The organism is Actinotalea sp. Marseille-Q4924 (assembly GCF_916618755.1).
GTDB lineage: Bacteria > Actinomycetota > Actinomycetes > Actinomycetales > Cellulomonadaceae > Actinotalea.
The window spans coordinates 732,236-744,890 of the sequence record NZ_CAKAKB010000003.1; the positions used below are offsets into that span (position 1 = coordinate 732,236).

Below are 12,655 nucleotides of genomic sequence, written 5' to 3' on the forward strand. Positions count from 1 at the left end.
CAGCGGGGCGTGGTGCTGCCGGCACCACGCCCCGCCGTCGTGGGGGAGCCGGGAGCGGTGCCGGGCAGCGTTGTGATCTCGGTCTCACGGACATTCGTCCCATGACTTGCGGGTCCTGGCGCGAGAGGCTGGAGGCATGACGACGACGGCGGTCCCGACCACCCGGCCGACCAGCGACCGGGCGGCGAGCACGCGCTGCGGCGCGCCGATCGTCGAGCTCACCGTGCCGGTCGTCGGCGGGTCCTCGGTGCGGTCCACGGCCGGCACCGCGGGGCTGGACGTGAGCGAGGCGGAGCGCTCCGAGCGTTTCGCCCAGATGCGTGCCGGCGAGCTCGGCGCGGTGCACTCCTGGGAGCTCGTGACGGCGGTGGACGGGCCGGGGACGCGGTTGACCGTGTTCCTGTCCGGGTGCCCCCTGCGCTGCCTGTACTGCCACAACCCCGACACGATGGAGATGCGCCGCGGCGAACCGGTCACCGCCGACGACGTCCTGGCCCGGGTCGGGCGATACCGGGCCGTCTTCGGCGTCACCGGTGGCGGGCTCACCGTCTCCGGCGGCGAGCCGCTCATGCAGCCCTCGTTCGTCGCGCGGCTGCTGCGCGGGGCCCGCGCGATGGGCGTCCCCACGGCACTGGACACGTCCGGCTACCTCGGGGCGCACTGCAGCGACCAGATGCTCGAGGACCTCGACCTCGTGCTGCTCGACGTCAAGTCGGGGGACCCGGAGACCTACCGCCGCGTCACCGGCCGCGACCTGCAGCCGACGCTGGACTTCGGCCGCCGGGTCGCCGCGAGCGGCACGGAGATCTGGGTGCGCTTCGTCCTGGTGCCCGGTCTCACCGACGACGAGGCGAACGTCGAGGCCGTCGCCGAGTACGTGGCGACCCTCGCCACCGTGACACGCGTCGAGGTCCTGCCCTTCCACCAGATGGGGAAGGACAAGTGGGAGCAGCTCGGCATGCGGTACGAGCTCGAGGACACCCGGGCGCCGGAGCCGGAGCTGGTCGACCGGGTGCGGGGCCAGTTCCGCGCGCACGGCCTCACCGTGCACTGACGACGACGCCCGGACGACGACGGCGGCGCCGCTCCGGCCGGAGCGGCGCCGCCGTCGTGCGTCGTCGGCTCAGGCGCTCGTCCGCCCGGTCCGCAGGCTCGCGACGCCCACCTCGTGGAAGCGTCGGCCCGCGACGCGCTCGGCGTGGCCCGTCCGGTCCAGGTGCGGCGTGATCCCCCCCAGGTGCATCGGCCAGCCGGCTCCGAGGACCATGCAGAGGTCGATCTGGTCGGCGCCGGTGACGACGTGCTCGTCGAGCATGAGGCCCACCTCCTCGGCCAGCCCTGACAGCACGCGGTCCAGCACGCCGGCCTCGTCCAGGGCGGACGGGCCACCGGGCTCGCCGAACACCTCCTGGATCGCCGGGTCGACGTCGGTCTCGGCGCCGCGCCCGTCGGGATCGGGCACGACCCGGCGGCCCTCGGCGGAGAGGCGCTCGAGGCCCGGTGACAGCGGGTACCGGTCACCGAGCTCGGTGTGCAGGGACTGCAGGACGTGCAGCGCGACGGGCAGCCCGACGAGCTGCAGCAGCGCGAACGGCCCCATCGGCAGTCCCAGCGGTCGCAGGGCACGGTCGGCGACCTGCACCGGTGTGCCCGCCTCCACGGTCGCGGCGACGTCGGCCAGCATGCGCAGCAGCAGGCGGTTGACGACGAACCCCGGCCGGTCGGCGACACCGACCGCCGTCTTGCGCAGCGCCTTCGCCACGGCGAACGCGGTCGCGACGGCGGCGTCCGAGGAGTGGTCGGCGCGGACGACCTCCACGAGCGGCATCTGCGCGACCGGGTTGAAGAAGTGCAGACCCACCACCCGCTCCGGGTGCCGCAGTCCCGCCGACATCTCCGTCACGGACAGGGCCGAGGTGTTCGTGGCGAGCACCGCCTCCGGGTCGACGAGCTCCTCGAGCTGCGCGAACACCTGCTGCTTGACCGCCATCACCTCGGTGACCGCCTCGATGACCAGGTCCGCGGCGGCGAGGTCCCGCAGGTCCGTGCTGATGGTCACGGAGTCGACGACGCGGTTGCCCTCCGCCTCGCTCAGGCGGCCCTTGCGAACCATGTCCTCGACCATGGACCGGATCCCGTCCAGTCCTGCCGTGACGCGCTCCTCGTCGACCTCCCGCATGGCGACGGGCACCCGCAGGCGGCGTGCCACGAGGACGGCCAGCTGGCGGGCCATGAGCCCTGCGCCGACGATGCCGACGCTGCGGACCGGCCGCGCCAGCGCCTCGTCCGGGGCGCCCGCGGGCTTCCGGGACCTGCGGGTGGTCAGGTCGAAGGCGTAGAGGCTCGCCCGGAGCTCCTCGGACAGGAGCAGGTCGGTGAGGGCCTCGTCCTCGGCGACGAAGGCCGTGTCGACGTCGTCCGTCCGGGCCGCCGCGAGGAGGTCCAGCGCCGCGTACGGCGCCGGGCGGGAGCCGTGGAGCCGGCGGTCGAGCTGGGCGCGCGCGCCCGCGACGACGGCGTCCCAGGTCCCCTGGTCGTCGAGCAGGCGCCGGGAGACCTCGACGTCACCGGACAGGACGTCCGCCGCCCACGCGACGGACTGCTCGAGGAAGTCGGCCGGGTGCAGGACGGTGTCCACCAGGCCGATCCGGCGGGCCGTCGTGGCGTCGGTGCGGCGGTTGTTGGCCAGCGGACGGGTGAGGACGAGGTCGACGGCCGCCTCGATGCCGACGAGACGGGGGAGCAGGTAGCACCCGCCCCAGCCGGGGACCAGGCCGAGGAACGTCTCGGGGAGGGCGAGGGCGCTGACGTCCGCGGCGACCGTGCGGTACGTGCAGTGCAGCGGCAGCTCGAGGCCGCCCCCCAGCGCCACGCCGTTGATGAAGCCGAACGTGGGCACGCGCATCTCGGCGAGCAGCCGGTAGGTGTCGTGGCCGAGCCGCGCGATGGTGCGGGCGTCCTCGGGGTCCTCGAGGCGGCCCATGATCGACAGGTCGGCGCCCGCCGCCAGGTAGTACGGCTTGCCCGTGACCGCGACGGCCACGATCTCGCCGTCCGCCGCACGCCGCTGCTGCTCGCGCAGGGCCGCGCCGATGCGCAGGAGCCCGGCGGGCCCCAGCGTCGTGGGCTTCGTGTGGTCCAGGCCGTTGTCGACCGTGACGAGGGCGAGCGTCCCCAGCCCACGGGGCAGCGGCACGTCGCGGACGTGCGCAGAGGTGACGCGCTCGACGTCGGCCGTGGCGGCCGCCAGCGCCTCGGCGGCGCGCAGGACCGAGGCCGCATCGGGGCGGCCGGCGACCGAGGTCGGCTCGTGGGTCGTCATGGCGTGCTCTCCTCGTGGTGGGGGTTCTCCCAGATGACGGTGCCGCCCTGGCCGAGCCCCACGCACATCGTCGTGAGGCCGTAGCGGACGTGCGGCTGCTCGGCGAACTGCCGGGCGAGCTGGGTCATGAGGCGCACGGCGGAGCTCGCGAGGGGATGGCCGACGGCGATCGCGCCGCCGTAGGGGTTGATCCGGGGGTCGTCGTCCGCGAGGCCGAACGCGTCGCAGAACGCGAGGACCTGGACCGCGAAGGCCTCGTTGATCTCGAACAGGCCGATGTCGTCGATCGACAGTCCGGCGCGCTCGAGGGCCTTCTCCGTGGCCGGCACGGGCCCGAGGCCCATGACGGACGGGTCGACGCCGGCGTAGGCGAAGGACACGAGCCGCATCCGTGGTGCGAGGTCCAGCTCGAGCGCCGTGTCCTCCGCCGCCAGGAGGCACATGGCCGCGCCGTCGGTGAGCGGTGCCGCTGTCCCGGCGGTCACGCGACCCCCGGCCCGGAAGGGTGTGGGCAGGGCCCGGATCTGCTCGACGGTCGTCCCCGGTCGCGGCGGCTCGTCAGCCGTGGCCAGCCCCCAGCCGTGGTCGGGGTCCCGCAGCGCGACGCGGACGAGGTCCGGGTCGATGCGCCCGGAGGCGAGCGCCTCGGCGTACTTGCGCTGGCTCGCCACCCCGTAGGCGTCGGCCCGCTCGCGGGTGAGGCGGGGGTCCCGGTCGTGGAGGTTCTCGGCCGTGCAGCCCATGTTCAGGGCCTCGGCGTCCACGAGGCGCTCGGCGAGGAACCGTGGGTTCGGCTCCGCATCGGCACCCATGGGGTGGCGCCCCATGTGCTCGACACCGCCGGCCAGCGTGACGTCCTGCGCGCCGACGCCGATCGCGGCTGCGGTCGCCGTCACCGCCGTCATCGCGCCCGCGCACATGCGGTCGACCGCGAAGCCCGGGACCGAGCGTGGCAGCCCCGCCAGCACCCCGACCGTCCGCCCCAGGGTCAGCCCCTGGTCGCCCGACTGCGTCGTCGCGGCGATCGCGACGTCGTCGATGCGCTCGGGCGGCAGCTGCGGGTGCCGGCGCAGCAGCTCGCGCACGGTCTTCACCGCGAGGTCGTCGGCGCGCGTGTGGGCGTAGAGCCCGTCCGGCCGCGCCCGCCCGAACGGTGTGCGCACCCCGTCGACGAAGACGACGCTGCGACCGGCGCGGGGTGCAGGGGCGGTGGGCATCGTGGCCTCCAGGGTGACGGCGGTGTCCGGGCGCGTCGATGTTACTCGACAGTAACTTCGGTGACCATCAGGCCAGGCGGGGGACTCGACGTGGGCGTCAGGCGGCGGCGGCGTCCGCGAACGCGGCGGCCAGGGGTGCCGCCACGAGGTCCGCCTGCCAGGGGCGCGCGCCGCCGGTCAGGAGGGCCTCGTGCACGGACGCGGCGTCCGTCGGGTGCGGCGGGGACCAGCACACCCGGCGCAGGAGGTCCGGCTGGAGGAGGTTCTCCACCGGGACCGCGTGCTCCTCCGCCAGCCCGGTGATGACCTCTCGTGCCGCCGTCAGGCGTGCTGCGGCGGCCGGGTCCCGGTCGGCCCAGCTGCGGGGGGGCGGAGGGCCGTCCCCGCGCGGTCCGCGGACCGACGGGAGCGCCGCGTCGGGCAGGCCGAGGGCGCGCTGCACGGCGGAGAACCACTGCTCCGCCTTGCGCCGGGTCGCCTTGCCGGAGAACGGGCGCAGGGCGACCAGCTGCTCGAGCGACGTCGGCAGGGCCGCGGCGGCCGCGACGATGGCCGCGTCGGGCAGCACCCGCCCCGGCGAGAGGTCGCGGCGACGGGCCTCGGCGTCCCGCAGCAGCCAGAGCTCGCGCGCCACGGCCACCCGGCGCGCGTCGCGCAGCGTGTGCAGACCGGAGATCCGTCGCCACGGGTCGACGCGCGGCGGCGCCGGCTGGGCGGTGCGGACGGCCTCGAACTCCTGGCGCGCCCACTCCGCCTTCCCGGCCTCCTCCAGGCGCCGGCCGAGCTCCGCACGGAGCTCGAGGAGGACCTCCACGTCCAGCGCCGCGTACCGCAGCCACTCACCGGGCAGCGGGCGCGTGGACCAGTCGACGGCGGAGTGCTCCTTGGCCAGGCCGAGACCGAGGACCTCCGCGACCACAGCCGCGAGGCCGACGCGCTCCATGCCGAGGAGGCGGGCGGCGAGCTCGGTGTCGAAGACGGCGTCGGGGCGCATGTTCTGCTCGACGAGGCCCGGCAGGTCCTGGGACGCGGCGTGGAGCACCCACTCGACACCCGTCAGGGCGCTGGACAGCGCACCGAGGTCGGGCAACGGGACGGGGTCGACGAGGGCGGTGCCGGCGCCCGCACGGCGCAGCTGGACGAGGTAGGTGCGCTGGCCGTACCGGTAGCCGGAGGCGCGCTCGGCGTCCACGGCCACCGGGCCGGTCCCCGAGCGGAACGCCTCGACGACGGCGGCCAGCGCCTCAGGGGTGTCGACGACCGGCGGCACGCCCTCCGCCGGCTCCGTCAGGGGGATGACGGCCGGCTGGTCGGGTACCTCGGCGTCCTGGCCGACGGTGGTGGGCGGAGGCATGCGACCACGCTAGACGGTCGGCTGCGCCGCCCCCTGCCGACAGGCCGCGTCCGGCGCGAGGCGCTCGGCGCGGTGCTGCGTCGCCGCGCGCGGCGTGCACCGGGGCGCCGAGAGGTCAGCGCAGGGTGAGCCGAGGGGTCAGCGCAGGAGGGAGCTGCGGATCGCGAACGCCACCATCTCGGCGCGGTCGCCGGTGCCGACCTTGCGGGAGATGCGGGCGAGGTGGCTCTTCACGGTGAGGGCGGAGAGCTGGAGGGCCTCGCCGATCTCCCGGTTGGTCCTGCCCTCGGAGACGAGCTGCAGGACGCCGAGCTCGCGGGCGGTGAGGTCTGGGCCGGTCCGCGCGGGCGCCGGGGTGCGGCCCACGATGCGCACCGCCCCGGGCGTCTCCGCGGTGACGGCTCCGCGGACGCCGCCACCGAGCAGGGCGACGAGCTCGCGCCGGCCGGCCTTGCGGGTGAGCAGCACCGCGTGCGTGGACTCGCGGCGGCGCAGGGTGCGCAGCAGCGCGGTCCCGTCCCCCTCGTTGAGCTCGGGGACCACCAGGCACAGGGGTGCGCGGGCCGGACGACGGACCGGTGCGCCGACGGGGGCGCGCCTCGTCAGGGGGGCGGGCGCCGGCGGCATGCCGACGGCACGGCCCGCGGTGGCGGGGACGAGGGCGCGGGGCGCGGTGCGGACGTGCTCGACGGTCACGGGGTGCTCCCGGGGGAAGGCGGCGATGCGTTCGGTGCTGCTGATGACGTCACATCGGCACGTCCGAGCGCCACCTTGAGCCCGGGTCGGCGAGGAGTGCGCAGGTTCACCCGGACGTGGCGGGCGCCCCCGAGGAGCTGCTACAGGCGACGACCCAGCGACGCGACGCCCTCCGGCAGCGGGGGGAGCCCGGCCGCGGTGCAGAGGATGGCGCCCCAGGGCCTGAGGTGCGCCCCCGCGTCGGCCGGGGAGGGTGACCACGAGGCGCGGATCTCGACCTCCACCTCGTCGGGACGCTCGGCGAGGGCGCCGTACGAGCGGCTCTGCACGCGCGTCACGGTGCCGCCGAGGGCGTGGTGGTCCAGACCCGAGCCGCTGAGCGCCTCCTCGACCCAGGTCCAGGCGGCGTCGCACAGCAGCGGGTCGACGGCGACCTCGGGGTCGAGCGTCGCCCGGACCAGCGTCACGACGCGGAAGGTGCCCTCCCAGGCCTCCTGGCCGGCCGGGTCGTGGAGCAGGACGAACCGGCCGCCGGCGGGTTCCTCGTCCGGCTCGTCGTGGGGCGGTGAGACCTCGCCGGTGAGCGCCACCGCGTACGGCGCGATGCGCGCCGGTGCGGGGATCTCCGTGAGGCGGACCTCCTGGCGCGGCCGGTGCTCCCGGAGCATGTGGAGGGCGCGGAGGAACTCGGCAGGGACCTCGGCATCCGCAGTCATCACTCCTGCAGGGTAGATCGCAGGGGCGACACGGACGTGGAGGGCGCGCGGTGCACGCCCCGACGGCGCCGCCGACGGTCGCGGATGCCGGACAGGTCCGGTGCGGGGGAGTGCCGGGAACTAGGGTGGCGGCGTCGTCCTTCCGGCTGAGGGGAGTCCTCGAGCATGTCCGCACGCGCGCAGATCGGTGTCACGGGGTTGGCGGTGATGGGTCGGAATCTGGCTCGGAACTTCGCCCGGAACGGGTTCACGGTGGCGGTGCACAACCGTTCGGTGGACAAGATGCGGTCGTTGGTGGCGGATCACGGTTCTGAGGGTGATTTCGTGGGTGCGGAGTCGTTGGAGGAGTTCGTGGCGGCGTTGGAGCGCCCCCGCAAGGTGGTGGTGATGGTGAAGGCCGGTGGGCCGACGGATGCGGTGATCGATGAGCTGGTGCCGTTGCTGGAGGCCGGGGACATCGTGATCGATGCGGGGAACGCGCACTTCCCGGACACCATCCGCCGGGAGGCGGCGTTGGCGCAGCACGGACTGCACTTCGTCGGCAGTGGGGTGTCCGGTGGTGAGGAGGGTGCGCTGCTGGGTCCGTCGATCATGCCGGGGGGGTCGCGGGAGTCCTATGAGACGTTGGGGCCGATCCTGGAGCGGATCTCCGCGAAGGTGGACGGGGTCCCGTGCTGCACGTATGTGGGTCCGGATGGTGCGGGGCACTTCGTGAAGATGGTGCACAACGGTATCGAGTACGCGGACATGCAGCTGATCGCGGAGGCGTACGACCTGCTGCGCCAGGGCCTGGGGGCCAGTGCGGGGGAGATCGGGGAGATCTTCGCGGCGTGGAACACCGGTGACCTGGAGTCGTTCCTGATCGAGATCTCCGCGGAGGTGCTGGGTCACACGGACCCGGTGACCGGTGGGGCGTTCGTGGACGTGGTCCTGGACCAGGCCGAGCAGAAGGGCACCGGGCGGTGGACGGTGCAGAACGGTCTGGACCTGGGCGTCCCGATCACCGGGATCGCCGAGGCCACGTTCGCCCGGGCCCTGTCCGGGTCGGTCCCGCAGCGCGAGGCCGCGGTGGGGGTGCTGCCGGCTCACGCGGGCACGTGGGAGGTCCCGGACCGGGACGCGTTCGTGGAGAGCGTGCGGCGGGCGTTGTACGCCTCCAAGGTGGTGGCGTACTCCCAGGGGTTCGACCAGATCGCCGCCGCGTCCGCGGAGTACGGGTGGGACATCGACCGGGGTGCGATGGCGCGGATCTGGCGGGGTGGGTGCATCATCCGGGCCAGGTTCCTGGACCGGATCACCGAGGCCTACGAGCGCCGCCCGGACCTGCCGTTGCTGCTGGCGGACCCGTACTTCACCGCCGCGGTCGCCGACGGGGTCCCCGCGTGGCGGTCGGTCGTGGCGTCCGCGGCGTTGAACGGGGTCCCGACCCCGGCGTTCTCCTCCTCCCTGGCCTACTACGACGCGGTCCGCGCCCAGCGCCTGCCGGCGAACCTCATCCAGGCCCAACGGGACTACTTCGGCGCCCACACCTACCGCCGCACCGACCGCCCCGGCACCTTCCACACCCAGTGGACCACCGACCGGACCGAGGTCACGGCGTGATCGACCGTGCCCAGGGGCGCTCACCCGGCGGGCGCGCGTTCCAGCCCGTCATCCTCGGCGCGGACATCGGCGTGTACGCGCTCGCGCGGTCCTTCCACGAGCAGTACGGGCTCCGGTCGATCGTCGTGAGCCTCACCGTCACCGGTCCGGTCGCGGACTCGAGCATCCTCGAGAACGTCGTCCTCGGCGCCGACGCCACCCCTGACGACATCGTGGCGGCGGTCGAGGGGGTGGCGGCCCGCTTCGAGAGCGACCCGGAGGAGCCCGAGCTGCTCCTCCTGGCGAACACCGACTGGCTCGTGCGGTTCCTCGTCACGCACCGCGAGCGGCTCGAGCGCCGGTACACGGTCCCGTTCCTGAGCCGCGAGCTCCTGGACCGGCTGGCGGACAAGGCGCGGTTCGCGCAGCTCTGCGAGGAGCTCGGTATCAGCACGCCTCGGACCGTCGTCGCGGACTTCGCCGACGGCGCACCGACGACGACGGCAGGTGACCTGACCTACCCGGTCATCGCCAAGGCGGCGAACAGCGCGGACTACGAGCGGCTGGCCTTCCCGGGGAAGAAGAAGGTGTACCAGGTCGGGAGTGCCGAGGAGCTCCAGGTGCTCTGGGGGACCCTCGGGACCGCGGGCTTCCGGGGGCGCTTCGTCGTCCAGGAGATGATCCCCGGTGACGACACGCAGATGCGCAGCATCACGTGCTACGTCGACGAGCGGGGCGAGATCACGTTGTCCTGCTGCGCCCACGTGCTGCTCGAGGAGCACACGCCCAGCGGGCTGGGCAACCCCGCGGCGATGATCACCGGCCGGTGGGACGCGATGCTGGAGCAGGCGCACCGCCTGCTGCGGGCGACCGACTACCGCGGCTTCGCCAACTTCGACGTGAAGATGGACCCGCGGACCGGCGAGGCGCAGTTCTTCGAGGTGAACCCGCGGATCGGTCGGAACAACTACTACGTCACGGCGGCAGGTGCGAACCCGACGCGGTTCCTGGTGGAGGACCGGGTGGACGGGACCGCTGTCGCCCCCGTGGTCGTCGAGCGCGAGGTGCTCTACTCGATCGTCCCGCACCGGCTGCTGCGCCGGTACGTCCTGGACCCCGCGCTCCGCGCCACGGTGGACGACCTCATCAGGCGGCGTGCGACCGTGCACCCGCTCCGCTACCGCGCCGAGCGACGTCCCCAGCGGCGCCTGTACGTGCTGGCCGCCGCGGTGAACCAGGTGCGCAAGTTCCGCCGGTACTACCCGGAGGTCACCGGCACCGGGCTGTGACCCGCCGGATCCCCGGAGGGCCGGCCTCGGCGGACGAGGTGGACGACCGGTCGCCGAGGCGGCTGCGACCGCCCGACGACGTCGCGTCCGGCGGTCAGCCGAGCAGGTTCGTGCCGCTGTACAGGTGCATGACGGGCACCTCGAGGACGTCGCGGGCCCGCGAGGCCCAGTCGGTGTGGAAGGTGTCCTCCACCGCGTGGGGACGCGTGACGACGACGACCTCCCGCACGGGACCGGCGGCGACGGCGGCGCGCAGGGCGGGCAGCGGGTCGTCCTCGACGACGACGCCCTCCGCGGCCGCACCGCAGGCCCGGAGCTCGGCGAGGGTCGTGGCGAGCTGCTCCGCGGCGGTCCGGCGGGCGGCGTCCGGCTTCTCCTCGCGGCCGAGCGCGGCGTCGAGCGCCTCACGGAGCTCGCCCAGGCTGAGGTGGTCGACGATCGAGACGAGCATGTTCTGCTCGGTGTCGGCGGGGACCAGGACCCGGTAGGCGACGTCGTCGCCCGCGTGCAGGGTCGTGATGTGCTGCACGTCGGCGGTCGTCAGGGCGTCCTCGGTGAGCAGCAGGATCGTCTCGGTCACGGCCATGAGCCTAGTCGCGCCGGAGGACCCAGCGCCCGATCAGGACGCCGTCGGCGTGCAGGAGGTGGGCGGGCCGGGCCGTGCGCACCGGGTCGGTCCAGGGGCCGCCGTGGACCACGCGCGTGGCGTCGCCGCCGACGACGGCGGGTGTCTGCGTCAGGCACAGCTCGTCGAGTGCGTCCGCCGCCACGAGGTCGGCGAGGAGGCGCGGTCCGCCCTCGCACAGGACGTGGACGAGCCCGGCGTCGGCCAGGGTGTCGAGCACGCGCCGCGGGTCGACGCCGCCCGGGTGCAGGTGCAGGTGGTCCTTCGGCAGGTGCGCCCGCAGGTGACCGAGGAACGGGGCGTCGGGGACGGTGAACACCCACGGCCGCGGCTCGTCGTCGAGCAGGGCGCCGGGGAGGTCGCCCCGCCGTGTCACGACGGCGAGGGGCGGGTGGTCCGCGAGGCCCGACGCCCGGCGCGCCGGGAGCAGCGCCTCGGGAGTGCGGGGCCCGCGGTAGCGCTCGGCCCGCGCTGTCCCGGCGCCGACGAGGATGACGTCCGCGAGGCTGCGGAGCACGTCGAAGACGCGGTGGTCGGCCGCGCCGTTGATGGAGCCCGACCGGCCGTCCGCACCCGTCGCCCCGCCGTCGAGCGTCGCGACCATGTTCGCCCGCACCCACCGCACGGGCGGGGAGGCGTACATCTCCAGGAGCGACGACTCCGACGGGTCCGGCGGCAGCGGCGGCCGACCCGCGGGAAGGAGGACGTCGAGCGTTGGTTCCACCTCGCCGACCGTACCTGGTGCGCTCCCACCGGGACACCACGGGAGGAGCCAGCGCCTACGCTGGCTCCTCGTGACCGAGCCGACCGCCGAGCCGACCGCCGCGCTGACGGCCCGCCGACCGCAGGTCCCGGCCGACCGGCTGCTCGCGGGGCTGGTGCCGCCGCGGCACTTCCAGGACGCGACGTTCGACGGCTACCGTCCCGACCCCGACCACCCGAGCCAGGAGCGCGCCCGGTCCCGGATGAGCGGAGCGGCGGCCGAGCTGGCCGCGCCCCGGCGCCGCGGGCTGTTCGCACGGCGGCCGTCTGCGCCGCCGGCGGTGTACCTGGACGGGGGCTTCGGCGTCGGCAAGACCCACCTGCTCGCGGCGCTGGCTCGCGCCGTCGGCCCGGAGGCCGCCGCCTACGGCACGTTCGTGGAGTACACCCACCTCGTCGGGGCGCTCGGCTTCGCCCCGACGGTGCGAGCCCTGTCCCACCGGCGGCTCGTGTGCATCGACGAGTTCGAGCTGGACGACCCGGGCGACACGGTCCTCATGTCGCGGCTGCTGCGCGAGCTCGCCGACCACGGCGTCGCGCTCGCCGCAACGTCGAACACCCTTCCTGAGTCCCTCGGCGAGGGCCGGTTCGCCGCGGAGGACTTCCTGCGCGAGATCCAGGCCCTGGCCGCCAGGTTCGAGGTGCTCCGGATCGACGGACCCGACTACCGGCACCGCGGGGCGCCGCGTCCGGAGTCCGGCCTGCCCGACGACGCCGTCGTCGCCGCGGCACGGGCCGTGCCGGGCGCGACGTGCGACGGCTTCGCCGACCTCCTCGCCCACCTGCGGACCGTCCACCCCAGCCGGTACGGCGCCCTCCTCGACGGCGTGACCCTCGCGGCCGTCACCGGGACCGGCCCGGTCGCGGACCAGGCCGACGCGCTGAGACTCGTCGTCCTCGTGGACCGGCTCTACGACCGCGACGTCCCGGTGCTGCTGGGCGGCACCGGGACGGCAGGGCTGTTCGACGAGGCGATGCTGCGCGGCGGGTACCGCAAGAAGTACCTTCGTGCGCTCTCCCGGCTCGGCGCCCTGGCCGAGCAGGGCAGGGCGGCCGCGAACGCCTGACGGGGCGCCCGCCGCGCGGCAGGTCC

At 74.7% G+C, this 12,655-nt stretch carries 11 protein-coding genes; 4 read left to right on the plus strand and 7 right to left on the minus strand.

Features of this window, described 5'->3' with window-relative positions:
- Positions 1-136: 136 nt before the first annotated feature.
- Positions 137-1,054, plus strand: a complete 918-nt coding sequence (pflA, locus tag LG379_RS10080) for a pyruvate formate-lyase-activating protein (protein WP_225754414.1) — start codon at positions 137-139, stop codon at positions 1,052-1,054.
- Between the two features lie 69 nt (positions 1,055-1,123).
- On the opposite strand, the gene LG379_RS10085 is transcribed toward pflA, so the two are convergent.
- The 5 genes from LG379_RS10085 to LG379_RS10105 all read right to left on the minus strand — a co-directional run bounded on the left by LG379_RS10085 (position 1,124) and on the right by LG379_RS10105 (position 7,305).
- Positions 1,124-3,322, minus strand: coding sequence for a 3-hydroxyacyl-CoA dehydrogenase NAD-binding domain-containing protein (locus LG379_RS10085; RefSeq protein ID WP_225754415.1), 2,199 nt, complete (start codon positions 3,320-3,322; stop codon positions 1,124-1,126).
- Complete coding sequence (locus LG379_RS10090; protein ID WP_225754416.1) at positions 3,319-4,539, minus strand: thiolase family protein; 1,221 nt, start codon at positions 4,537-4,539, stop codon at positions 3,319-3,321. Before LG379_RS10090 ends, LG379_RS10085 begins: the two co-directional genes overlap by 4 nt.
- A 97-nt stretch (positions 4,540-4,636) precedes the next feature.
- Positions 4,637-5,893, minus strand: a complete 1,257-nt coding sequence (locus tag LG379_RS10095; protein ID WP_225754417.1) for an HRDC domain-containing protein — start codon at positions 5,891-5,893, stop codon at positions 4,637-4,639.
- A gap of 138 nt (positions 5,894-6,031) precedes the next feature.
- Positions 6,032-6,589, minus strand: a complete 558-nt coding sequence (locus tag LG379_RS17080; RefSeq protein ID WP_255632900.1) for a LuxR C-terminal-related transcriptional regulator — start codon at positions 6,587-6,589, stop codon at positions 6,032-6,034.
- A gap of 140 nt (positions 6,590-6,729) precedes the next feature.
- Positions 6,730-7,305: a DUF3000 domain-containing protein gene (locus tag LG379_RS10105; RefSeq protein WP_225754418.1), complete on the minus strand. Its 576-nt coding sequence runs from the start codon at positions 7,303-7,305 to the stop codon at positions 6,730-6,732.
- Between the two features lie 165 nt (positions 7,306-7,470).
- Between LG379_RS10105 and gndA the strand changes: the two genes are divergently transcribed.
- Both gndA and LG379_RS10115 read left to right on the plus strand, forming a co-directional pair.
- A complete protein-coding gene (gene gndA, locus LG379_RS10110) occupies positions 7,471-8,907 on the plus strand; it encodes an NADP-dependent phosphogluconate dehydrogenase (protein WP_225754419.1) in 1,437 nt (478 codons plus the stop codon).
- Complete coding sequence (locus LG379_RS10115) at positions 8,904-10,175, plus strand: hypothetical protein (RefSeq protein ID WP_225754420.1); 1,272 nt, start codon at positions 8,904-8,906, stop codon at positions 10,173-10,175. The genes gndA and LG379_RS10115 overlap by 4 nt, the downstream gene beginning before the upstream one ends.
- A gap of 94 nt (positions 10,176-10,269) precedes the next feature.
- On the opposite strand, the gene LG379_RS10120 is transcribed toward LG379_RS10115, so the two are convergent.
- Positions 10,270-10,755 carry a hypothetical protein gene (locus LG379_RS10120; protein ID WP_225754421.1) on the minus strand — a complete coding sequence of 162 codons (486 nt, stop codon included), beginning with the start codon at positions 10,753-10,755 and terminating at the stop codon, positions 10,270-10,272.
- Between the two features lie 10 nt (positions 10,756-10,765).
- Positions 10,766-11,524, minus strand: coding sequence for a dihydrofolate reductase family protein (locus LG379_RS10125; protein WP_225754422.1), 759 nt, complete (start codon positions 11,522-11,524; stop codon positions 10,766-10,768).
- 70 nt (positions 11,525-11,594) lie between these two features.
- Between LG379_RS10125 and zapE the strand changes: the two genes are divergently transcribed.
- Positions 11,595-12,629 carry a cell division protein ZapE gene (gene zapE, locus LG379_RS10130; RefSeq protein ID WP_225754423.1) on the plus strand — a complete coding sequence of 345 codons (1,035 nt, stop codon included), beginning with the start codon at positions 11,595-11,597 and terminating at the stop codon, positions 12,627-12,629.
- The last annotated feature ends 26 nt before the right edge of the window (positions 12,630-12,655 follow it).